The following is a 20628-nucleotide window of genomic DNA, read 5'->3' on the forward strand; positions in this document are numbered from 1 at the left end:
ACCGACGAAGAGGCCGGCGGGCCCGAGGTGTGCTCGGGCCCGCCGGCCTCTTCGAGGAGACGGCTAGGACGCCGCGGGAGCGGACGGGGAGGTGACGGTGATGGAGCCGTCGATGATGCCCGCCTTGATGGTGTCGAGCTCGCCCTGCAGGTCGCCCGAGACCTTCGACTCGAAGTCGTGGAACGGCGCGATGCCGACTCCGTCGTTCTCGAGGGTGCCCACGAAGGGAGTGGGGTCGAAGTCGTCGGCTCCGGCGGAGCTGGTGACGTCGGTCGTGCCGGCCTCGATCCCCTTGAGGATCGAGGTCAGGTACAGGTCGGCGCCGTCGGGGTAGGTCTCGTACAGGTCCGCGTCCACGCCGACCATCGCGATGTCCTTGCCGGAATCGCGGATCGCCTCGATCGCCGACTGGAAGATCGGACCGCCGACGGGGAGGATGACGTCCGCGTTCTGGTCGATCAGCGACTGCGCGGCCGACTTGGCCTCGACGCCCGCCGCGAAGCCACCGGTGAAGGAGCCGGTCTGCGCGTCGACGTCCCAGCCGACGACCTTGACGTCCTTCCCCTTCTGCTCGTTGTAGTACTTCACGCCGTCGGCGTAGCCGTCCATGAAGATCGTGACGGTCGGGAACTGCTGGCCGCCGTAGGTGCCGACGACGCCGGTCTTGGAGTACGACGCAGCCGTGTAGCCGGCGAGGAACGCCGCCTGCGAGGTGTCGAAGGTGATCGGCTTGACGTTCGGCAGGTCGATCGACGCGTCGTCGATGATCGCGAAGTCGATGTCCGTGTTCGCCTCGGCCGCGGCCGACGTGGCCTCGGCCAGCGCGAAGCCGACGGTGATGATCAGGTTGCAGCCCTGGTCGACGAGGCTGGTCAGGTTCGGGGCGTAGTCCGTCTCGGACTCCGAGGTGACGGTCTTCGGCGTGACGCCGAGGTCCTCCGAGGCCTTCACGAGGCCGTTGTAGCCGAGCTCGTTGAACGACTTGTCGTCGAACCCGCCCGCGTCGGAGACCATGCAGGGCAGGAAGTCGCCACCGGCGGCGGCGCTGGAGCCGCTCTCCTCGGGGGCGGAGGCGCAACCGGCGAGAAGCGCGGTGACGCCGAGGGCGGCGAGACCGCCGAACGCGGCCTTACGCGAGGTGATAGTCAAGATGTCGTCCTCCAGGAATGCGGCCCCGCGCGACGAGCGCAGCAGGGCGTCGATTCCCACACGTTACCCAATGTGACAAGCCGCTCAGCCGCCCGGACGGTGGTGGTCAGGAAGAGTTACACAGTGTTGATCTTCGCGACACGCGGAGCGTGTCGCGGGGTGCGGGCGGCTGTGCTCGAATACGAGCCGCGGAGCGGCTCGGCGCGGTCGGCTTCGCGACGGGTGCGTTCCGCAGAGCGGGTCGCGTCGGGCTGGCCTGAATCGCTGGCACGCGATTCCGGCTCGCGGCCCTCTCCCCTGCTGCCGGACGTCGAGAGTGCTCGGGGGAGCTCCGCGCTGCGCGCGGTCGTGCACGACGTGGTGCTCCTCCACGGTGGTCGAGTGGCCGCGCGAGCGGAGACCCGCCCTCAAGCACCGAGCGGGACTGCCGAGGCCGTCATCGAGGGTGGTCGAGTGGCCGCGCGTACGGCGTATCGGGACCGCCGCACGCGCATGAGGCGAGGGGCGGAACGGCGAAGCGCGGCGCCTCCGAGGGGAGGGCCGCGCTTCGACGGGTGGGACGGAGTGCTAGAGGACGTCGGTGCGGCCGGAGAGGCGCAGGGCGTCGACGACGCCCTTGACCTTCTGGGCGTTCTCGGTCGTGGTCACCAGGAGCGCGTCGGGGGTGTCCACGACGACGATGTCCTTCACTCCGATGAGGGCGATGGTGCGGTTGCCGCCGCTGACGACGATGCCCGTCGCGGAGTCGGCCAGCACGCGGGCGTCCTCGCCGAGGATGGCGAGGTCCGAGCGGAGCCCGCTCGAGTGCAGCTTCGCGATCGAGGCGAAGTCGCCCACGTCGTCCCAGGAGAAGTGGCCCGGCACGACGGCCAGCTTGCCCGCGGCCGCGGCCGGCTCGGCGACGGAGTAGTCGATCGCGATCTTCTCCAGGCCCGGCCAGATGCGGTCGACGACCGCGCCGCGCTCCGGGGTGTCCCACGCGGCGGCGAGCTCGAGCAGTCCGGCGAGCAGCTTCGGCTTCGCGCGGCCGAGCTCCTCGAGGAGGCGGTCGGCGCGGGCGATGAACATGCCCGCGTTCCAGAGGTACTGACCGCTGGAGAGGTAGGCGCGCGCGGTGTCGGCGTCGGGCTTCTCGACGAAGGAGTCGACGGCGAGCGTGTGGGTCGCCCCGTCGATCCCGAGGTGCTTCCCCGTGCGGATGTAGCCGAAGCCCACGGCAGGCTCGGTCGGCGTGATGCCGATGGTCGCGATGTAGCCCGCGTCCGCCGCGACGACGGCCTCGGCGACCGCGTCGTGGAACAGCTGCTGACCGCTGATGACGTGGTCGGCGGCGAACGAGCCGATGATCACGCCCGGCTGGCGGCGCTCGAGGATGGCGGCGGCCAGGCCGATCGCGGCGGACGAGTCGCGCGGCTCGCTCTCGAGGACGACGTTGAGGTCCTCGAGGCTCTCGAGCTGCTCCTCGACGGCGGCGCGGTGCGCGCGCCCGGTCACGACCATGATCCGGTCGGCGCCCGAGATGGGCGCGAGGCGGTCCCAGGTGTCGCGGAGGAGGGTCTGTCCCGACCCCGTCAGATCGTGCAGGAACTTCGGGGCGTCGGCCCGGGAGAGCGGCCACAGCCTCGAGCCGATCCCGCCGGCGGGGATCACGCTGTAGAAGCGGTCGAGCGGGGCGCGGCCATCGGTCTCAGGTGATGTCATGTCCGCAGGATACAAGGGAGCCCGAGCGCGACCGTCCGTTCACCCGGGCGCGCGCCGCCGTTCATCCCGCCGCCGTAGCGTCCGGGGCGTGAGAGTCGCGGTCGTCACCGAGAGCTTCCTGCCGTCCTTGAACGGCGTGACCACGAGCGTCCTGCGGGTGCTCGACGAGTTCGCGGAGCGCGGGATCGAGGCGCTCGTCGTCTGCCCGGCCGCGGGGGCGCCGGGCCACTACGCGGGCCACCGCGTCGTGGAGCATCCGGCGATCGCCTACCGCGACTTCCCGGTCGGGATCCCCACGCTCGCCCTCACCCGGGAGCTGGCCGACTTCGAGCCCGACGTGGTGCACGTCGCCTCGCCCTTCCTCCTCGGCGCCCGCGCCATCGCCTCGGCCGGCCGGCTCGGGGTGCCGAGTGTCGCGATCTACCAGACGGACGTCGCGCGATTCGCGGCCCGCTACGGCATCCGCGGCGCCCGCGCCCTCGCCTGGCGGGTGATCCGCCAGATCCACGCCGGGGCGGACCTGACCCTCGCCCCCTCCACCAGCGCCCTCGACGACCTCGCCGCCGCCGGCATCGAGCGCACCGCGCTGTGGGGCCGCGGCGTGCAGAGCGACCGCTTCCACCCGCGCCGCCGCTCCTCCCCCTACGCGCAGGCCGTCCGCGCCGGACTCGGCGCCGACGAGGCGCTCGTCGGCTACATCGGGCGCCTCTCCCCCGAGAAGAGGGTGGAGCGGATGGCGGCACTCGCCTCCCTCCCGCACGCGGAACTGGTCGTGGGCGGCTACGGCCCCTCCTCCGCCCGGGTCGCCGCCGCCCTCGGCCCGGCGGCGCGGATGCTCGGCCGGCTCGACGGCGACCGGCTGCCGGCGGTCTTCGCCGCGCTCGACGTCTTCGTGCACACCGGCACGGAGGAGACGTTCGGCCAGACGGTCCAGGAGGCGCAGGCGTCCGGCACCGCGGTGGTCGCGCCGCACGCGGGCGGCCCCACCGACCTCATCGAGCACGGTGTGGACGGCCTGCTCTACGCGCCCGAGAGCGACTCGGACCTGCGCCGGCAGGTGGAGCGCCTGGTCCGCGATCCCGCACTGCGCGCCCGGCTCGGCGAGGCGGGCCGCCGCCGCGTGCTCCACCGCACCTGGAGCGCGCTCACCGACGAGCTCCTCGCGCACTACGCGACCGCGGGGGCGCCCGCCCTCGCCCTGCCCCGCAGCTAAGGCTCGCCTAAGCCGCGCCCGCCTGCGAGCGCGCTTAGAATCGAGGGGCGAGTTTCTCGTCGCTCCCCGCCCCGTCCCCGTCCACGCGACGTGGGAACAGGTCAGGCCGTGGGAGCACAACCAGGGAGGGTTGTTCGTGTCAGTTCAAGCTGCTCAAACCCTCGCACCCCGGAAGCAGGGGAAGATCCGGCGTCCGGCCGGCACCCTGTACCGCGGTCGCGAAGGCATGTGGTCGTGGGTGCTCCACCGGATCACCGGTGTCGCCATCTTCTTCTTCCTCCTCGTCCACGTCCTCGACTCCGCTCTCATCGCCGTGAGCCCCGAGGCCTACAACGCGGTCATCGGCACGTACAAGAACCCGATCATGGGACTCGGCGAGACCGGGCTCGTGGGCGCCATCGCGTTCCACGCGCTGAACGGCCTGCGGATCATCCTGGTCGACTTCTGGAGCTGGGCGACCCGCAATCAGCGCGTCCTCTTCTGGGTCGTCATGGGCCTCTGGGTGGTGCTGATGCTCGGCTTCGCGCCGCGCCACCTGATCAACGTCTTCAGCGAGGGGGGTGCGCATTGAGCACCGTCGCCGCACCGCGGACCCCGCACACCCCGACCCGCTCCTCCGGCACCAACTGGGAGAAGTGGGGCTGGATCTACATGCGCGCCTCCGGCGTCGTGCTGATCGTCCTGATCTTCGGGCACCTCATCTACAACCTGCTGCTGGGCGACGGCATCAAGGCCATCGACTTCGGCTTCGTCGGCGGCAAGCTGGCGAACCCGTTCTGGCAGTGGTGGGACGTCCTCATGCTGTGGCTCGCGCTGATCCACGGCGGCAACGGCATGCGCACGCTGGTCAACGACTACGCGACCTCGCCTCTGCTGGCCAAGGCCTTCAAGGGCGGCATCCTCGTCGCCGTCGTCGCGCTGATCGCGCTCGGCACCTGGGTCGTCTTCGCGTTCGACCCGTGCCCCGCCGGCACCGCCGCGGACCTGCTGCCCTCCTTCTGCGCAGCGTGACCACGGTGCCGCGGATCGGAGAGGGGCCCGCGCCCCTCCCGGTCCGCGGCACCGTGTCCCGGCACCTCCCCCTCCCATCCCCGTACGACGGAGCACCCACCCCGTGAGCACACCAGGCCACTCCCACACCGGCGCCGACCAGAGCGCCTTCGCGCAGACCGTCGGACCCGACGGCGTCCACTACCACCAGTTCGACGTCGTCATCGTCGGCGCCGGCGGTGCCGGGATGCGCGCGGCCATCGAGGCCGGCCCCAAGGCGAAGACGGCCGTGATCTCGAAGCTGTACCCGACCCGCTCCCACACCGGAGCGGCGCAGGGCGGCATGGCCGCCGCCCTCGCGAACGTCGAGGAGGACAGCTGGGAGTGGCACACCTTCGACACCGTCAAGGGCGGCGACTACCTCGTCGACCAGGACGCGGCCGAGATCCTCGCGAAGGAGGCCATCGACGCGGTCATCGACCTCGAGAACATGGGCCTGCCCTTCAACCGCACCGAGGAGGGCAAGATCGACCAGCGCCGCTTCGGCGGCCACACCCGCGACCACGGCAAGGCGCCCGTCCGCCGGGCCTGCTACGCGGCCGACCGCACCGGCCACATGATCCTGCAGACGCTGTTCCAGAACTGCGTCCGGCTCGGCATCAACTTCTACAACGAGTTCTACGTCCTCGACCTGGTGATGACCGAGGTCGACGGAGTGGCCAAGCCCTCCGGCGTCGTCGCCTACGAGCTGGCCACGGGCGAGCTGCACGTCTTCCAGGCGAAGGCGATCATCTTCGCGACCGGCGGCTTCGGCAAGATCTACAAGACCACCTCCAACGCGCACACCCTCACCGGCGACGGCGTCGGCATCATCTGGCGCAAGGGCCTCCCCCTGGAGGACATGGAGTTCTTCCAGTTCCACCCGACCGGCCTCGCCGGCCTCGGCATCCTCCTCACCGAGGGAGCGCGAGGAGAGGGTGCGATCCTCCGCAACGCCTCGGGCGAGCGCTTCATGGAGCGCTACGCCCCCACCATCAAGGACCTCGCGCCGCGCGACATCGTCGCCCGCTGCATGGTCCAGGAGGTGGCGGAGGGCCGCGGCGCCGGACCGCACAAGGACTACGTGCTGCTGGACTGCACCCACCTGGGCGCCGAGGTCCTCGAGACCAAGCTCCCCGACATCACCGAGTTCGCCCGCACCTACCTGGGCGTCGACCCCGTCGTCGAGCCGGTCCCCGTCATGCCGACCGCGCACTACGCGATGGGCGGCATCCCGACCAACGTCAAGGCCGAGGTGCTCTCGGACAACACGACCGTCGTCCCGGGCCTCTACGCCGCCGGCGAGTGCGCGTGCGTCTCGGTGCACGGCTCCAACCGCCTCGGCACCAACTCCCTCCTCGACATCAACGTCTTCGGCAAGCGCAGCGGCAACAACGCCGCGGACTACGCCCAGACGGTCGACTTCACCCCCCTGCCCGCCGACCCGGCCGGCGCGATCCGCGAGATGCTCGCCTCGCTCCGCTCCGCGACCGGCACCGAGCGGATCGCCTCGATCCGCAAGGAGCTGCAGGACGAGATGGACAAGAACGCCCAGGTGTTCCGCACCGACGAGTCCCTCGAGGCCGTCACCGGGACCATCCAGCGCCTGCGCGACCGGTTCCGCAACATCTCGGTGCAGGACAAGGGCAAGCGCTTCAACACCGACCTCCTCGAGGCCGTCGAGCTGGGCTTCCTGCTCGACCTCGCCGAAGTCGTCGTCTACTCGGCGCGCAACCGCAAGGAGAGCCGCGGCGGCCACATGCGCGATGACTTCCCGAAGCGCGACGACGAGAACTACATGCAGCACACGATGGCGTACCTCTCCGGTGACGCCCACTCCTCCGACGCCGGTGACCACATCCGGCTCGACTGGAAGCCCGTCGTGATCACCCGGTACCAGCCGATGGAGAGGAAGTACTAGCCATGTCGACCGCTACCCTCGAGCAGCCGCCCGCCGCCCCCGCGGCCCCGGAGGCGTTCACCGTCACGTTCATCATCCGCCGCTTCGACCCCGAGGTGGACGCCGAGCCGCGCTGGCAGGACTTCGACGTCGAGATGTACTCGACCGACCGCGTCCTCGACGCCCTGCACCGCATCAAGTGGGACCAGGACGGATCGCTGACCTTCCGCCGCTCGTGCGCGCACGGCATCTGCGGATCCGACGCGATGCGGATCAACGGCCGCAACCGCCTGGCCTGCAAGACGCTGATCAAGGATCTCGACATCTCGCAGCCGATCTACATCGAGGCGATCAAGGGCCTGCCCCTCGAGAAGGACCTCGTCGTCGACATGGAGCCGTTCTTCGCCTCCTACCGCGAGGTGCAGCCGTTCCTGGTCGCCAACACCCCGGCGCCCAAGGGCAAGGAGCGCGTGCAGTCGGTCGCCGACCGCGCCCGCTTCGACGACACCACGAAGTGCATCCTCTGCGCCGCGTGCACGTCGTCCTGCCCCGTGTTCTGGACCGACGGGCAGTACTTCGGCCCCGCGGCGATCGTGAACGCCCACCGCTTCATCTTCGACTCGCGCGACGACGCCGGTGGAGCACGCCTGGACATCCTCAACGACAAGGAGGGCGTGTGGCGCTGCCGCACGACCTTCAACTGCACGGAGGCGTGCCCGCGCGGCATCCAGATCACGCAGGCGATCGCCGAGGTGAAGCAGGCCGTCATCCGCGGCCGCGCCTGATCCTCCCCCTCGCGAACGCGTCCGGCCCGCCGGGATCCTCGGATCCGGCGGGCCGGACGCGTTCCTGCATGCAGGCGGGCGCGTGCACGGGAGCGCCGCGAGGCCTCAGTACGCTGGAGGAATGACCGAGGCGGCCGACACTCCCCGCGGGATCCCGGGCCTGTTCGAGCGGGTCATGCGGACGCGGCCGGTGCGGGTGATGCTGCACTACTCCGAGACCGGCGGGCCCCTCTTCGCCTCCGGACTCGCCTTCCAGGCCCTGTTCGCGGTCTTCGCGGCGCTCTTCGTCTTCTTCGCCGTCTTCGGCTTCTGGGTGCGCGACGACTCGGTGCTGCGCGACTCCCTCCTCGACCTGGTGACCCGCTCCGTCCCCGGCCTGATCGGCGGGAAGAACGCCCTCGTGTCGGTCGACGACCTGCTCGACTCGTCGATCCTCGGCTGGACGGGTGCGATCGCGGCCGCCGGCCTGCTCTGGACGGCGCTGAACTTCCTGGGGAGCCTGCGCCAGGCGGTCCGGCTGCTCTTCTCGCTCCCCGGGCCCACGACCCTCTTCGTCCTGCTCAAGCTCAAGGACGCGGGGCTCGCCCTGGTCTTCGGGGCGGTGCTGCTGGTCTCGGCGGGTCTCTCCGTGTTCTCGACCTCGCTGGTGGACGTGGCGTTCGGCTTCCTCGGGATCGGCAGCGAGTCGATGCCGGCCCGTCTCGCCGGCAGCGCGGTCGGCCTGCTGATCATGCTCGCCCTGGACACGGGCACGCTCGCCGGCTCCTTCCGCATCCTCTCGGGCATCTCGATCCCCTGGAAGAACCTCTGGGCGGGGTCGCTGCTCGGCGGGATCGCTCTCGGCGCGCTCAAGGTCCTCGGGACGCAGCTGCTGGGCGGCGCCTCCCGCAATCCGCTGCTCGCCTCGTTCGCGGTCCTCATCGGTCTGCTGATCTGGTTCAACCTCGTCTGCCAGGTGATCCTGATCGCCGCGTCGTGGATCTCCGTCGGGATGAGCGACGCCGGGATCTCGGCGCGCAAGCTCACGCCGGAGGAGCGCGAGAAGGAGCGGGAGGAGCAGCTGCGCACCGCCCGCCGCACCCTCGCCGAGGCCGAGCGCGAGCGGCTTCGTGCCGCGCTGCCCGAGGCGTCCCTCTTGAAACGACGGCGTCTGGAGCGCCAGCTCGCGCAGCTCGAGGAGGAGCTCGAGCAGCTCGCCGCCTGACCCGGCGGACCTCTTCCCGCCCGGCCCTGCGTCGTCGCGCCCGATTCCCCCTGCCGAGTCTGTCCGTTTCTGTTGACTTCCCTCCCGAACGGGTCTAAAAAGAGGTAAACGCAGATCCGAGGTCGGCAACAACACCGCGGATCCGGCGCACCACCCACGGCGAGACGACGGAGTCCACATGTACGCACCGGAGCGGCACCAGGCGATCCTGGACCGTGCCCGCACCGACGGGCGCGTCGAGGTCCGCGACCTCGCCCTCTCCCTCGCCGTGACCCCGGAGACGATCCGCCGCGATCTCACCAGCCTCGAGAAGCGGGGCCTGCTGCGCCGCGCGCACGGCGGCGCCATCCCCGTCGAGCGCCTGGGCATCGAGCCCGAGGTCGCCGCCCGCGAGGGACACCTCGCCGGCGAGAAGGACCGCATCGCCACCGCGGCCCTCGCCGAGGTGCCCGACGGCGGCTCGATCGCCATCGACGCCGGCACCACCACGGTGCGGCTGGCGGAGCTGCTCCCCCTGGACCGCCGGCTGACGGTCGTCACCCACTCCCTCCCCGTCGCGATGGCGCTCGTCGGCCGGCCCAACATCGACCTCCACCTCATCGGCGGGCACCTGCGCGGAGTCACGCAGGCCGCCGTCGGGCCGTGGGCCGCCCAGGCCCTCTCCACGGTCTCGGTGGACGTCGCCTTCATCGGCACGAACGGCCTCAGCCTCGAGCGCGGGCTCACCACCCCCGATCTCGACGAGGCCGTCGTCAAGTCCGCGATCATCGCCTCCGCGCGCCGGGTCGTGGTCCTCGCCGACCACTCGAAGTTCGGCCGGCAGGACTTCGGGCACGTCGCTCCGCTGTCCGCGGTCGACACCGTCATCACCGACGCCGATGTCGACGACGAGCTCGCCGACGACATCGAGTCGGCCGGCCCGGAGGTCGTCCGCGCATGATCGTCACCGTCACCGCCAACCCGAGCATCGACGTCACCCTCTCCACGAGCGGCTTCGCCGTCGGCGAGGTCAACCGCGCGCACGACGTGCGGCGCGACCCGGCCGGCAAGGGCGTCAACGTCGCCCGTGCCCTCGCGCGCAACGGCGTCGAGGCGACCGCGGTCTACCCGGCCGACGCCTCCACCGGCCTCGACCTGTCCACGATGCTCCGGGCCGCCGGAGTCCGCTCGGCCAGTGCGGCGATCGCCCACCCGATCCGCACCAACATCACCGTGGTCGACGACCGGACGGGCCGCACCACCAAGATCAACGAGCCCGGCCCCGCCGTCACGGAGGAGGAGGCCCACGCCCTCTCCGAGCTGATCGGCGAGCACGTCTCGGCCTCGCCCCGCTGGCTCGTCGCCTGCGGCAGCGTCCCCCCGGGACTGGGAGCGGACTTCTACCCCGCCCTCGGCCGCCTCGCGCTGCACTTCGGCGTCCCCCTCGCCGTCGACACCTCGGGAGCCCCCCTGACCGCGATCATCGCGGCCGGCACTGCCACCCTGGTGAAGCCCAACCTCGAGGAGCTCGAGGAGCTCCTCGGCCGCTCCCTGACGACGGTCGGAGACGTCGTCGCCGGAGCCCGTGAACTCCTGCAGCTGCCCGACGCGCGAGCGCTCGTCAGCCTCGGAGAGCACGGCGCCCTCCTCGTCACGGCGCACGCGTCGTGGTGGGCGGGCGCCCCCGCCGTCGTGCCCCTCAGCACCGTCGGCGCCGGCGACAGCACGCTCGCCGGCTACCTCTCGGCCGTCGACGCCACGGAGGCGGAGCGCCTCGCGACAGCAGTCGCGTGGGGTACCGCCGCCGTCCAGCTCCCGGGCAGCGAAGCCCCGGGTCCCGACTCCCTCCGCCTCGACGACGTCTCCGTCGTCGAGAACCCCGACCCCACCCTCCCGATTGGAGAACTGAGCGCATGACTGCTCTCACCGAGGCGTCGACGGTCATCGTCGACCTCACCGCCGCCACGAAGGACGAGGCCACCGCGCAGCTCGCGAAGACGCTCGCCGACGCCGGCCGCGTCACCGACCTCGACGGCTTCCTCGCCGACGTCCGCGACCGCGAGTCGCAGATGGCGACCGGCATGCCCGGCGGCATCGGGATCCCCCACGCCCGCTCCTCCCACGTCGTCTCGCCCAGCGTGGCGGTCGGCATCGCGAAGCAGGGCGTCGACTTCGGCGCCCCCGACGGCCCGGCCGACCTGATCTTCCTGATCGCGGCTCCGGACGGCGCCGACCAGGCGCACCTCAAGATCCTCGCCCAGCTCGCCCGCAAGCTGATCCACGAGTCCTTCACCGGTTCCCTCCGCGCCGCCGCCAGCGGCCAGGAGGTCGCGGACATCATCGCCCGAGAGGTCGTCGTCTCATGAGGATCGTCGCCGTCACGAGCTGCATCGCCGGCATCGCGCACACCTACATGGCGGCCGAGGCCCTCGAGCAGGCCGCGAAGAAGAAGGGGTACGAGATCCAGGTCGAGACCCAGGGCGCCGCGGGCTCCGATCCCATGTCGGACCGGACCATCGCCGACGCCGACGTCGTGATCCTCGCCGCCGACCTCGAGGTCCGCGGCAAGGAGCGCTTCGCCGGGAAGCCCACCCTCGAGGTGGGCACGTCGGAGGCGCTCGCGAAGGCGGCGGACGTCATCGACCGCGCCGTCGCGAAGGTGCAGGACGCGCCCGCCGCGAGCCCCGCCTCCGGCCCGCGCTTCGTCGCCGTGACCAGCTGCATCGCGGGCATCGCCCACACCTACATGGCCGCGGAGGCGCTCGAGCAGGCCGCGAAGAAGCGCGGCTACCCGATCCACGTCGAGACCCAGGGCGCGGCCGGCTCGGACGAGATGACCGCGGCCGACATCGCCGCCGCGGACGTCGTCATCCTCGCCGCCGACCTCGAGGTCCGCGGCAAGGACCGCTTCGCCGGCAAGCCGATCCTCCAGGTGGGCGTCGCCGAGGCCCTCTCCAAGCCGGACGAGGTCCTCGACCGCGCTCTGGCCCTCCGCGGCTCCGGCTCCGCCGCGTCCGCCCCCGCCCGCTCGACTCCGGCCGCGGCCCCCGCCGCGCCGAAGAAGGTCGGCGTCGGAACACGCATCCGCCAGAACCTGATGACCGGCGTCTCCTACATGATCCCGTTCGTCGCGGCGGGCGGTCTGCTGATCGCCCTGTCGTTCCTGTTCGGCGGCTACCGGATCGTCGACTTCACGGCCCAGCAGATCATCGACGACGGCTTCAACGTCGCGAACATCACCGACTGGGCCGGAGTGATGTTCCTCATCGGAAGCGCGACCTTCGCCTTCCTGGTGCCGGTGCTCTCGGGCTTCATCGCCTTCGGCATCGCCGACCGTCCCGGCATCGCGCCGGGCTTCCTCGGCGGCGCGGTCGCGGTCACCGTCGGCGCGGGCTTCCTGGGCGGCCTCGCCTCCGGCTTCATCGCCGGCTACGCGGCCCTCTACATCTCGCGGATCAAGCTCCCCGCGGCGTTCAAGTCGCTGATGCCCGTCGTGATCATCCCCTTGATCGCCACCTTCATCACCGGCTTCCTGATGTTCGTGGTGCTCGGAGCGCCGCTCCGCGCACTGAGCGAGGGCCTGTCGTCCTGGCTCTCGGGCCTCTCGGGCGGCAACCTGATCATCCTGGGGATCATCCTCGGCCTCATGATGGCGTTCGACATGGGCGGCCCGGTCAACAAGGTGGCCTACGCCTTCGCGACCACCGGCCTCGCCTCCGTCCCCGCCGACGGCGACCCGAACTCCGTGCAGTTCAAGGTGATGGCGATCGTCATGGCCGCCGGCATGACCCCGCCGCTGGGTCTGGCCCTGGCCACGACGCTCCGCAAGCGCCTGTTCACCGACGCCGAGCGCCAGAACGGCAAGGCCGCCTACCTGCTGGGCGCGTCCTTCATCTCGGAGGGGGCCATCCCCTTCGCCGCGGTCGACCCGCTGCGCGTGATCCCGTCCGCCATGGTCGGCTCGGCCGTCACGGGTGCGCTCGTCGCGCTCTTCGGCTCCACCCTCCGCGCCCCGCACGGCGGCGTCTGGGTCACCGGTCTCGTCGGGCAGCCGATCCTCTACCTGGTCGCCATCCTGGTGGGCATGGTCGTCACGGCCGTCTGCGTGATCATCGCGAAGAGCATCAAGCGCGCCCCGGTGGTCGCCGAGGTGCCCGAGCCCGCCACCGCGCAGGCCGTCCCCGCCTGATCCCCTCCGACCGACCGTCCTGAGCGGTCCCGCCGGCGGTCGCCTCCGCGCTCCTCCCCCTCTCCGAGGGAGTCGCGCGAGGCGGCCGCCGGCTTCCGCGTTCCGGGGTGCGAGCGCGGCCGGGCGGCCCGCTCCGCGGCTCCGAATAGACTGCTCCGGTGACTCGCAGCACCCTCCGCATCGCCTCCGTCAACGTGAACGGCGTCCGCGCCGCCTACCGCAAGGGGATGGGCGACTGGCTCGCCGCTCGCGACGTCGACGTCCTGGCCCTGCAGGAGGTCCGCGCCTCCACGGACGACCTCACGGGGCTCCTCGGGGACGAGTGGGACGTGCTGCACGACGAGGCGACCGCCAAGGGGCGCGCCGGAGTCGCTCTCGCCTCGCGGAAGCGCGCCACGATCCACCGCGTGACCTTCGGCGCCGACGACTTCGACTCGGCCGGACGCTGGCTCGAGGCCGACTACGAGGTCGGCGGCCGCTCGCTCACCGTCGTCTCCACCTACGTCCACTCCGGCGAGGTCGGCACTCCCAAGCAGGTCGAGAAGTACCGCTTCCTCGACGCGATGGAGGCGCGCCTGCCCGAGATCCGGGCGCACAGCGAGCTCGCCGTGGTGATGGGCGACCTCAACGTCGGCCACCGCACGATCGACATCAAGAACTGGAAGGGCAACGTCAAGAAGGCCGGCTTCCTCCCGGAGGAGCGCGCCTACGTCGACCGCTTCGTCGGCGCCGAGGGCGACCCGGACTACAACGCCGGTGCCGGACTGGGCTGGGTCGACCTCGGCCGCCGGTTCGCGGGCGAGGTGCCCGGACCGTACACGTGGTGGTCGCAGCGCGGCCAGGCCTTCGACACCGACACCGGCTGGCGCCTCGACTACCAGCTCGCCACGCCCGCGCTCGCCGACCTCGCCCGCAGCTACGAGGTCGACCGCGCCGCCTCCTACGACACCCGCTGGTCCGACCACTCCCCCGTGGTCGTCGACTACGAGCTCTGACCCTCTCCCCCGCGAACCGACCCCTCGAGGCCACCCATGACTCCCAGCACCCCGGGCGCCAAGCCCGTCATCTTCTCCGGCATGCAGCCCTCCTCCGGGTCGCTGCACCTCGGCAACTACATCGGCGCGCTGACCCAGTGGGTCGCGATGCAGGAGGACTTCGACGCCTACTTCTGCGTCGTCGACCTGCACGCGATCACGGTCCCGCAGGATCCGCAGCAGCTCCGCGAGCGCACCCGCGCGACCGCCGCGCAGTACATCGCCGCGGGCATCGACCCCGCGCGCTCGACCCTCTTCATCCAGTCCCACGTACCCGCTCACGCCGAGCTCGCCTGGGTCCTCAACACCCTGACCGGGTTCGGCGAGGCCAGCCGGATGACGCAGTTCAAGGACAAGTCGGCGAAGCAGGGCGCCGAGGCCGCCTCGGTGGGCCTGTTCACCTACCCGATCCTGATGGCGGCCGACATCCTGCTGTACCAGACGGACGCGGTGCCGGTCGGCGAGGACCAGCGCCAGCACCTGGAGCTCACCCGCGATCTCGCCGCGCGTTTCAACTCGCGCTTCGGCGAGACCTTCACCGTGCCGGCCCCCCACATCGTGCGCGAGACCGCGAAGATCTTCGACCTGCAGAACCCGGGCGCCAAGATGTCGAAGTCGGCGGAGTCGGACGCGGGCCTGCTCAGCGTGCTCGACGAGCCGAAGGCGACCGCGAAGAAGATCATGCGCGCCGTGACGGACACCGAGTCTGAGGTGCGCTTCGACCGGGCGGCGAAGCCCGGCGTCTCGAACCTGCTGACGATCTACTCGGTCCTCGCCGACCGCTCCGTCGAGTCGCTGGAGCAGGAGTACGCGGGCCGCGGCTACGGGGACCTCAAGAAGGGCCTCGTCGAGGTGGTCGCCGCCACCTTCGATCCGATCCGCGCACGGACCGCGGAGCTGCTCGCCGACCCGGCCGAGCTCGACCGGGTCCTCTCCCTCGCCGCCGACCGCGCGTCCGAGACCGCGGAGCGCACGCTCGCCGCCGTCTACGACTCCGTCGGCCTCCTCCGCCGCGTCCGCTGAGGCGGCGGTGCTGCGGCTCGCGCTCTTCGACCTCGACGACACCCTCTTCGCCCATGCCCGCGCGGTGCGGGAGGGGATCGTCGCGTACGCCGCCTCGCTCGGCGCCGCCTACGCCGGGGAGCCGGCCGACGTGCAGCGCCGCTGGCACCTGCTCGAGGAGGAGCATTACCACCGCTACCTCGCGGGCGAGCTCGACTACGAGGGCCAGCGCCGGGCGCGCGCCACGGACTTCGCCGCGGAGGCCGGAGTCGGGCTGACTCCCGAGGAGGCGAGCTCCTGGTTCCGCGGGTACCTCGAGCACTACGTCGCCGCCTGGACCCTCCACGTCGACGCGCTGCCCGTCCTCGACCGGCTCGGCGCCGCCGGGGTCCGTCTCGGCGTCATCACCAACGGCGTGCTCGACTTCCAGCGGGGGAAGATCGAGGGCACGGGCCTCTCCGGTCGCTTCGAGCACGTGATCGCCTCGGGCGATGTCGGCGTCGCCAAGCCGGACGCGCGGATCTTCGCGATCGCCTGCGAGCGGTTCGGGGTCTCTCCGGAGGAGGCCCTCTACGTCGGCGACCGGCTCGGCACTGACGCCGTCGGAGCGGCCGCTGCGGGCCTGCGCGGCGTCTGGCTCGACCGCATCGGCGGCCCCGAGCACGGCCGCGAGCTGCCGCCCGAAGCGGTCGAGCTGGGCGTGCGCCGGATCGCTTCCCTGGACGAGCTGGACGCGCAGCTGGGGCTGTCGGCGGACTGAGGCCTCACCCGGTTCGGGCCTCGATACGCCGCCTGCAGCGACTGCTCGACCAGCATGGGGTTCCCACGCCCCGGATCTCGATACACCGCCTGCACCGACTAGGCGACCAGCACGGTTCTCCCCGGAATCACGCCGTTGCGACCCCCTGCGCCGTCGTCGGAACGACGAAGCGCCCCACCCGACCCGAGGGTCGGACAGGGCGCTTCACCGTGAACGGACGCACATCATCCGCTCGCCGCACGAGGCGAACGGGGAGAACGCGTGTCAGCGTTGTCCCCTAACCGGACGGAACCCGCTCCCCGAGACGCGACCACCTCGATGAGCCGACCGCGCCGCGGCAGGCAGGGACTGCCGCGGAAGGAACTACTGCACGTCCTCGTCGATCCAGTCGAAGGTCTTGGTGACGGCCTTCTTCCAGAGGCGGTACTGGCGGGCGGCCTCGTCCTGGTCCATCTGCGGGGTCCAGCGCGAGTCCTCCTGCCAGTTCTGGCGCAGGTCGTCGAGGTTCTCCCAGAAGCCGACCGCGAGTCCGGCCGCGTAGGCCGCTCCGAGCGCGGTGGTCTCCGCGACGACCGGTCGGACGACCGGGACGCCGAGGATGTCGGCCTGGAACTGCATGAGCAGGTTGTTGGCGATCATTCCGCCGTCGACCTTGAGCTCCTGAAGGGGGACGCCGGAGTCGGCGTTGACCGCGTCCAGGACCTCGCGGGTCTGGAAGGCGGTCGCCTCCAGCGCGGCGCGGGCGATGTGGCCCTTGTTGACGTAGCGGGTGAGGCCGACGAGGGCTCCGCGGGCGTCGGAGCGCCAGTAGGGGGCGAACAGACCCGAGAAGGCGGGGACGAAGTACGCGCCTCCGTTGTCCTCGACCGTGGCGGCCAGCGCCTCGACCTCGGGGGCCGAGCCGATGAGGCCCAGGTTGTCGCGCAGCCACTGGATCAGCGAGCCGGAGACCGCGATCGAGCCCTCGAGCGCGTAGTGCACCTCGCCGTCGCCGAGCTTGTAGCCGATGGTGGTGAGCAGACCGTTCTTCGAGTGGACGATCTCGGTGCCCGTGTTGAAGATCAGGAAGTTGCCGGTGCCGTAGGTGTTCTTCGCCTCGCCCGGGTCGAACGCCGCCTGGCCGAAGGTCGCGGCCTGCTGGTCGCCGAGGATGCCGGCGATCGGGACCTCGCGCAGCAGCGACGACGACTCGACGTGGCCGTAGACCTCGGAGGAGGAGCAGACCTCGGGGAGCATCGACTTCGGGACCCCGAAGGCCTCGAGGATGTCGTCGCGCCACTCCAGGGTCTCGAGGTCGAGGAACAGGGTGCGGGAGGCGTTGGTGACGTCGGTCTTGTGGACGCCCCCGTCGATGCCGCCGGTCAGGTTCCAGAGGACCCAGGTGTCCGTCGTGCCGAAGATCAGGTCGCCCGCCTCGGCCTTCTCGCGAGCACCCTCGACGTTCTCGAGGATCCAGACGATCTTGGTGCCGGAGAAGTAGGTCGCGAGCGGGAGGCCCACGATCGACTTGAAGCGGTCCGCGCCCTCGTCGCCGGCGAGGCGGTCGACGATCGACTGGGTGCGGGTGTCCTGCCAGACGATGGCGTTGTAGACGGGCTTGCCGGTCGTCCTGTCCCAGACGACAGCGGTCTCGCGCTGGTTGGTGATGCCGACGGAGGCGATGTCGTGGCGGGTCAGGTCGGCGCGGGAGAGAGCCTGGCCGATCACCTCGCGGACGTTGTTCCAGATCTCGATCGGGTCGTGCTCGACCCAGCCGGCGCGCGGGAAGATCTGCTCGTGCTCCTTCTGGCCGGTGGAGACGATCGATCCCTTCTTGTCGAAGATGATCGCGCGGGACGACGTGGTCCCCTGGTCGATAGCGATGACGTAGTCAGCCATGAATGATTACTCCTTCGTAACGGGGGTGAAAGGAAGCGCGGCGGTCTAGAGGACCGGGAGCAGCACGAGCGAGGCGAGGCCCGCGAGCACTCCACCGACGATCGGGCCGGCGACGGGCACCCAGGCGTAGCTCCAGTCGCTCGAGCCCTTGCCCTTGATCGGCAGCAGAGCGTGCGCGATGCGGGGGCCGAGGTCGCGGGCGGGGTTGATGGCGTAGCCGGTCGGGCCGCCGAGGGAGGCGCCGATCGCGATCACCAGGATGGCGACGGGCAGCGCGCCGAGCGCGGCCAGACCGCCGTCGCCCTGACGTCCGCCGCCGAAGCCGATGACGACGAAGACGAGGACGAAGGTGCCGATGACCTCGGTGACGAAGTTCCAGCCGTACGAGCGGATCGCCGGGCCGGTCGAGAAGACGCCGAGCTTGTTCGCCGCGTCGGGCTCCTCGTCGAAGTGCTGCTTGTAGGCGAGCCAGCAGAAGACGGCACCGAGGATCGCACCGATCATCTGAGCGAGGATGTAGACGAGGATCGAGACGATGTTGACGGGCACGCCGGAACCGAACTCGGTCGCTCCGCTCGCGACGAGGCCCAGGGTGACCGCGGGGTTGAGGTGCGCCCCCGAGTTGTACGAGACGATCACACCGGCGAAGACCGCGAAGCCCCAGCCGATGTTGACCATGAGGGTTCCGCCGTTGAGGCCCTTGCTCTTCACGAGCGCGACGTTGGCGACGACACCGCAGCCGAGGAGCACGAGCATGGCCGTTCCCACGACTTCGGCGAGGAAGACCACTCCGAGATTGTCCACGTTGACCTTTTCCTTTTCGTAAGACGGACGCGCACAGGCGTCCGCGGCGGGCTTCGATGCCCGACGGTGTGAAGTTATCGGCGCCCTGTCCTAGCGACAAGGAACGGCGCGTGCACGTTTGTGCGTTGTCACGACGGAAGCCCCGGTCGAGGTGATCCTCGGTCCGGGGCTTCCGTCGATCCGCGCCTGATCGCCGATCAGGAGGCGGGCACGGCCGTCGGGGTCTGCACCGAGGTGCCCCCGACGTCGACGCCGTTGTACTCCTTGAGGTGCGCGATGGTCGCGTCGACCTCCGACGCGCGGGCGGCGTCGTCCCAGCCCAGCACGGCGCCCGTGTGCTCGGCGAGCTCCTCGAGGAGCTCGCGGCTCAGGCCGCCCGTGAAGGCATGGTTGGTGCGGCGCATCACCAGGTCGATGAGGTGCACCACGCTCTCGCGCTGGGCGAGGTAGCGGATCTCACCGGTGGTGAAGTCCTTGTCGAAGTCGAGCGCCTCGTCGTGTCCGTCGGCCAGGGCCTCGATGACCTCCTGCGCGCGGGTGCCGTAGCGCTCGAGCAGCTGGCCCGTGCGGGCCGAGGAGAGCCCGGAGCGGTGCTGGCTGATCCACTGCGCACGGGACGCGTCGGTGCGCGGGAAGCCCTTGCCGCCTCCGATGGGGGTCTTCACGGTGGAGACGCGACGGGTCACGCCGATCCGCTTGAAGACCTCGTTCGAGAGGTGCTCCGACAGGGCGCGGAACGTCGTCCACTTGCCGCCGACCAGGCTGAGCACGGGCGAGCCGTTGCCGGGGAGCGTCGAGGGCTCGATGCGGTAGTCGCGGGAGACGAAGCCCGGGGCCTCGTCGTCGTGGCGGGGCAGCGGGCGGATGCCGGAGAACTTGAAGACGATCTGCGAGCGGTCCACGCGGATGGCCGGGAAGACGTGGTTGACGAGCTCGAAGAAGTAGTCGATCTCCTCCTCCGTGCACACCGCCGGCTTCGTGGGGTCGGCGTCGATGTCGGTCGTGCCGACCATCACGCGCCCCTTGAGCGGGTAGATGAGGACGATGCGTCCGTCGCTGTGCTCGAAGAACATCTCGCGTCCCTCGCAGGCCTCGACCAGCTCGGGGTTGTCGAGCACGATGTGCGAGCCCTTGGTGCCGCCCATGAATTTCGTGGTCGTGCCGAGGGCCGTGTTGGTGAAGTCGGTCCACGGTCCGGAGACGTTGACGACGACGTCCGCCGCGAAGGTGAACTCCTCGCCGGACTCGCGGTCGCGGAGGACGACGCCCTTCTCGTCGGCGCCGACGGCCTCGACGTAGTTGGCCGCGCGGGCCTTCCTGCCGCCGATCAGCGCGTCGTGGAGCACGTCGAGCGCGAGGCGCTCGGGCTCGTGCACGGAGGCGTCGAAGTAGGTGGCGGTGTACTTGATCTTCGGGTCGAGCTTGGGGAGCTCGTTCAGCGAGCGCTTGCGTCCGTGGAACTGGTGGCGCGGGACCGTGCCGCCGTCGCGGGAGAAGAAGTCGTACATCGTGAGGCCGACCTTGATCAGCAGCGCGCCGCGCTCCTGCGGCTTGCCCGACTTGTGGGTCAGGAAGCGCAGCGGAGCCGCGAGGATGCCCGAGAACGTCGAGTAGATCGGGATCGTCGTCTGCAGCGGCTTCACGTAATGGGGAGCGATCTTCAGCAGGCCGTTGCGCTCGTGCACGCCCTCGTTGACGAGTCGGAACTCGCCGTTCTCGAGGTAGCGGATGCCGCCGTGGATCATGTGGCTCGAGGCGCTCGAGGCACCGGAGACGTAGTCGCCGCGCTCGACGAGGGCGACGTCGACGCCGTTGAGCGCGAGCTCGCGGAAGGTCCCGATGCCGTTGATGCCACCGCCGATGACCAGGACCGTGGCGCGGGGGTTGTCGCGGAGAGCAGCGACGCTCTCGCGCAGAGCGGAGTTTCCGGGAGTTCCGTCGGACTGTGCCACTTCGTACTCGCCTTCGTGTCGTAGGGGTGTCGTCGAGGCCTCCGCACCA

At 70.8% G+C, this 20628-nt stretch carries 18 protein-coding genes; 13 read left to right on the forward strand and 5 right to left on the reverse strand.

Going from position 1 to position 20628, the window contains the following annotated elements; genetic code table 11:
* Positions 1–63: 63 nt before the first annotated feature.
* Together C5C27_RS00240 and C5C27_RS00245 are read right to left on the reverse strand one after the other, a co-directional pair.
* Positions 64–1149 carry a BMP family protein gene (locus C5C27_RS00240; protein WP_104232890.1) on the reverse strand — a complete coding sequence of 362 codons (1086 nt, stop codon included), beginning with the start codon at positions 1147–1149 and terminating at the stop codon, positions 64–66.
* Between the two features lie 567 nt (positions 1150–1716).
* Positions 1717–2850 carry a mannose-1-phosphate guanylyltransferase gene (locus C5C27_RS00245; RefSeq protein WP_104223184.1) on the reverse strand — a complete coding sequence of 378 codons (1134 nt, stop codon included), beginning with the start codon at positions 2848–2850 and terminating at the stop codon, positions 1717–1719.
* A gap of 88 nt (positions 2851–2938) precedes the next feature.
* Between C5C27_RS00245 and C5C27_RS00250 the strand changes: the two genes are divergently transcribed.
* From C5C27_RS00250 to C5C27_RS00315, 13 genes are all read left to right on the forward strand, one after another.
* Positions 2939–4063, forward strand: coding sequence for a glycosyltransferase family 1 protein (locus C5C27_RS00250; protein WP_181133401.1), 1125 nt, complete (start codon positions 2939–2941; stop codon positions 4061–4063).
* Positions 4064–4199: 136 nt separating this feature from the next.
* Complete coding sequence (gene sdhC, locus C5C27_RS00255) at positions 4200–4634, forward strand: succinate dehydrogenase, cytochrome b556 subunit (protein WP_374952907.1); 435 nt, start codon at positions 4200–4202, stop codon at positions 4632–4634.
* Entirely contained in the window at positions 4631–5074 is a 444-nt protein-coding gene (locus C5C27_RS00260; RefSeq protein ID WP_104223187.1) for a succinate dehydrogenase hydrophobic membrane anchor subunit, read from the forward strand. Before sdhC ends, C5C27_RS00260 begins: the two co-directional genes overlap by 4 nt.
* Before the next feature lie 202 nt (positions 5075–5276).
* Complete coding sequence (sdhA, locus tag C5C27_RS00265) at positions 5277–7013, forward strand: succinate dehydrogenase flavoprotein subunit (protein ID WP_104313159.1); 1737 nt, start codon at positions 5277–5279, stop codon at positions 7011–7013.
* 2 nt (positions 7014–7015) lie between these two features.
* On the forward strand, positions 7016–7777 hold the full coding sequence (locus C5C27_RS00270) for a succinate dehydrogenase iron-sulfur subunit (RefSeq protein WP_068254543.1): 762 nt from the start codon (positions 7016–7018) through the stop codon (positions 7775–7777).
* Between the two features lie 121 nt (positions 7778–7898).
* Positions 7899–8981, forward strand: a complete 1083-nt coding sequence (locus C5C27_RS00275) for a YhjD/YihY/BrkB family envelope integrity protein (RefSeq protein ID WP_104223189.1) — start codon at positions 7899–7901, stop codon at positions 8979–8981.
* A gap of 178 nt (positions 8982–9159) precedes the next feature.
* Positions 9160–9921: a DeoR/GlpR family DNA-binding transcription regulator gene (locus C5C27_RS00280; RefSeq protein ID WP_104226423.1), complete on the forward strand. Its 762-nt coding sequence runs from the start codon at positions 9160–9162 to the stop codon at positions 9919–9921.
* Positions 9918–10877 (forward strand): 1-phosphofructokinase family hexose kinase, encoded by a 960-nt coding sequence (locus C5C27_RS00285; RefSeq protein ID WP_104223191.1) that lies wholly within the window; start codon positions 9918–9920, stop codon positions 10875–10877. The genes C5C27_RS00280 and C5C27_RS00285 overlap by 4 nt, the downstream gene beginning before the upstream one ends.
* Positions 10874–11326 carry a PTS sugar transporter subunit IIA gene (locus tag C5C27_RS00290; RefSeq protein WP_097166616.1) on the forward strand — a complete coding sequence of 151 codons (453 nt, stop codon included), beginning with the start codon at positions 10874–10876 and terminating at the stop codon, positions 11324–11326. The genes C5C27_RS00285 and C5C27_RS00290 overlap by 4 nt, the downstream gene beginning before the upstream one ends.
* Positions 11323–13149 carry a PTS fructose-like transporter subunit IIB gene (locus tag C5C27_RS00300; RefSeq protein WP_104232839.1) on the forward strand — a complete coding sequence of 609 codons (1827 nt, stop codon included), beginning with the start codon at positions 11323–11325 and terminating at the stop codon, positions 13147–13149. Before C5C27_RS00290 ends, C5C27_RS00300 begins: the two co-directional genes overlap by 4 nt.
* A 158-nt stretch (positions 13150–13307) precedes the next feature.
* A complete protein-coding gene (locus C5C27_RS00305) occupies positions 13308–14144 on the forward strand; it encodes an exodeoxyribonuclease III (RefSeq protein ID WP_104313124.1) in 837 nt (278 codons plus the stop codon).
* 36 nt (positions 14145–14180) lie between these two features.
* Positions 14181–15206, forward strand: a complete 1026-nt coding sequence (gene trpS / locus C5C27_RS00310) for a tryptophan--tRNA ligase (RefSeq protein ID WP_104313126.1) — start codon at positions 14181–14183, stop codon at positions 15204–15206.
* Between the two features lie 7 nt (positions 15207–15213).
* Entirely contained in the window at positions 15214–15945 is a 732-nt protein-coding gene (locus C5C27_RS00315) for an HAD family hydrolase (protein ID WP_104313128.1), read from the forward strand.
* A 363-nt stretch (positions 15946–16308) separates the two neighbouring features.
* Here the strand turns inward: C5C27_RS00315 and glpK are convergent, their stop codons facing one another.
* The 3 genes from glpK to C5C27_RS00330 form a co-directional block, all read right to left on the reverse strand.
* Positions 16309–17823 (reverse strand): glycerol kinase GlpK, encoded by a 1515-nt coding sequence (glpK, locus tag C5C27_RS00320; protein ID WP_104226427.1) that lies wholly within the window; start codon positions 17821–17823, stop codon positions 16309–16311.
* A 45-nt stretch (positions 17824–17868) separates the two neighbouring features.
* Positions 17869–18579, reverse strand: a complete 711-nt coding sequence (locus tag C5C27_RS00325) for an MIP/aquaporin family protein (protein WP_374952909.1) — start codon at positions 18577–18579, stop codon at positions 17869–17871.
* Between the two features lie 245 nt (positions 18580–18824).
* Positions 18825–20579, reverse strand: coding sequence for a glycerol-3-phosphate dehydrogenase/oxidase (locus C5C27_RS00330; RefSeq protein ID WP_258066312.1), 1755 nt, complete (start codon positions 20577–20579; stop codon positions 18825–18827).
* Positions 20580–20628: the final 49 nt, after the last annotated feature.

The organism is Rathayibacter sp. AY2B7 (assembly GCF_002931635.1).
In the GTDB taxonomy this organism is placed as follows: Bacteria; Actinomycetota; Actinomycetes; order Actinomycetales; family Microbacteriaceae; genus Rathayibacter.

Bases quoted from the DNA above. Each gene is read 5' to 3' on its own strand.
- glpK (WP_104226427.1), bottom strand. From the start codon at position 17,823: ATGGCTGACTACGTCATCGCTATCGACCAGGGGACCACGTCGTCCCGC.
- trpS (WP_104313126.1), top strand. From the start codon at position 14,181: ATGACTCCCAGCACCCCGGGCGCCAAGCCCGTCATCTTCTCCGGCATG.
- C5C27_RS00270 (WP_068254543.1), top strand. From the start codon at position 7,016: ATGTCGACCGCTACCCTCGAGCAGCCGCCCGCCGCCCCCGCGGCCCCG.
- C5C27_RS00245 (WP_104223184.1), bottom strand. From the start codon at position 2,850: ATGACATCACCTGAGACCGATGGCCGCGCCCCGCTCGACCGCTTCTAC.
- C5C27_RS00285 (WP_104223191.1), top strand. From the start codon at position 9,918: ATGATCGTCACCGTCACCGCCAACCCGAGCATCGACGTCACCCTCTCC.
- C5C27_RS00325 (WP_374952909.1), bottom strand. From the start codon at position 18,579: ATGCTCGTGCTCCTCGGCTGCGGTGTCGTCGCCAACGTCGCGCTCGTG.
- C5C27_RS00275 (WP_104223189.1), top strand. From the start codon at position 7,899: ATGACCGAGGCGGCCGACACTCCCCGCGGGATCCCGGGCCTGTTCGAG.
- C5C27_RS00290 (WP_097166616.1), top strand. From the start codon at position 10,874: ATGACTGCTCTCACCGAGGCGTCGACGGTCATCGTCGACCTCACCGCC.
- C5C27_RS00300 (WP_104232839.1), top strand. From the start codon at position 11,323: ATGAGGATCGTCGCCGTCACGAGCTGCATCGCCGGCATCGCGCACACC.
- C5C27_RS00280 (WP_104226423.1), top strand. From the start codon at position 9,160: ATGTACGCACCGGAGCGGCACCAGGCGATCCTGGACCGTGCCCGCACC.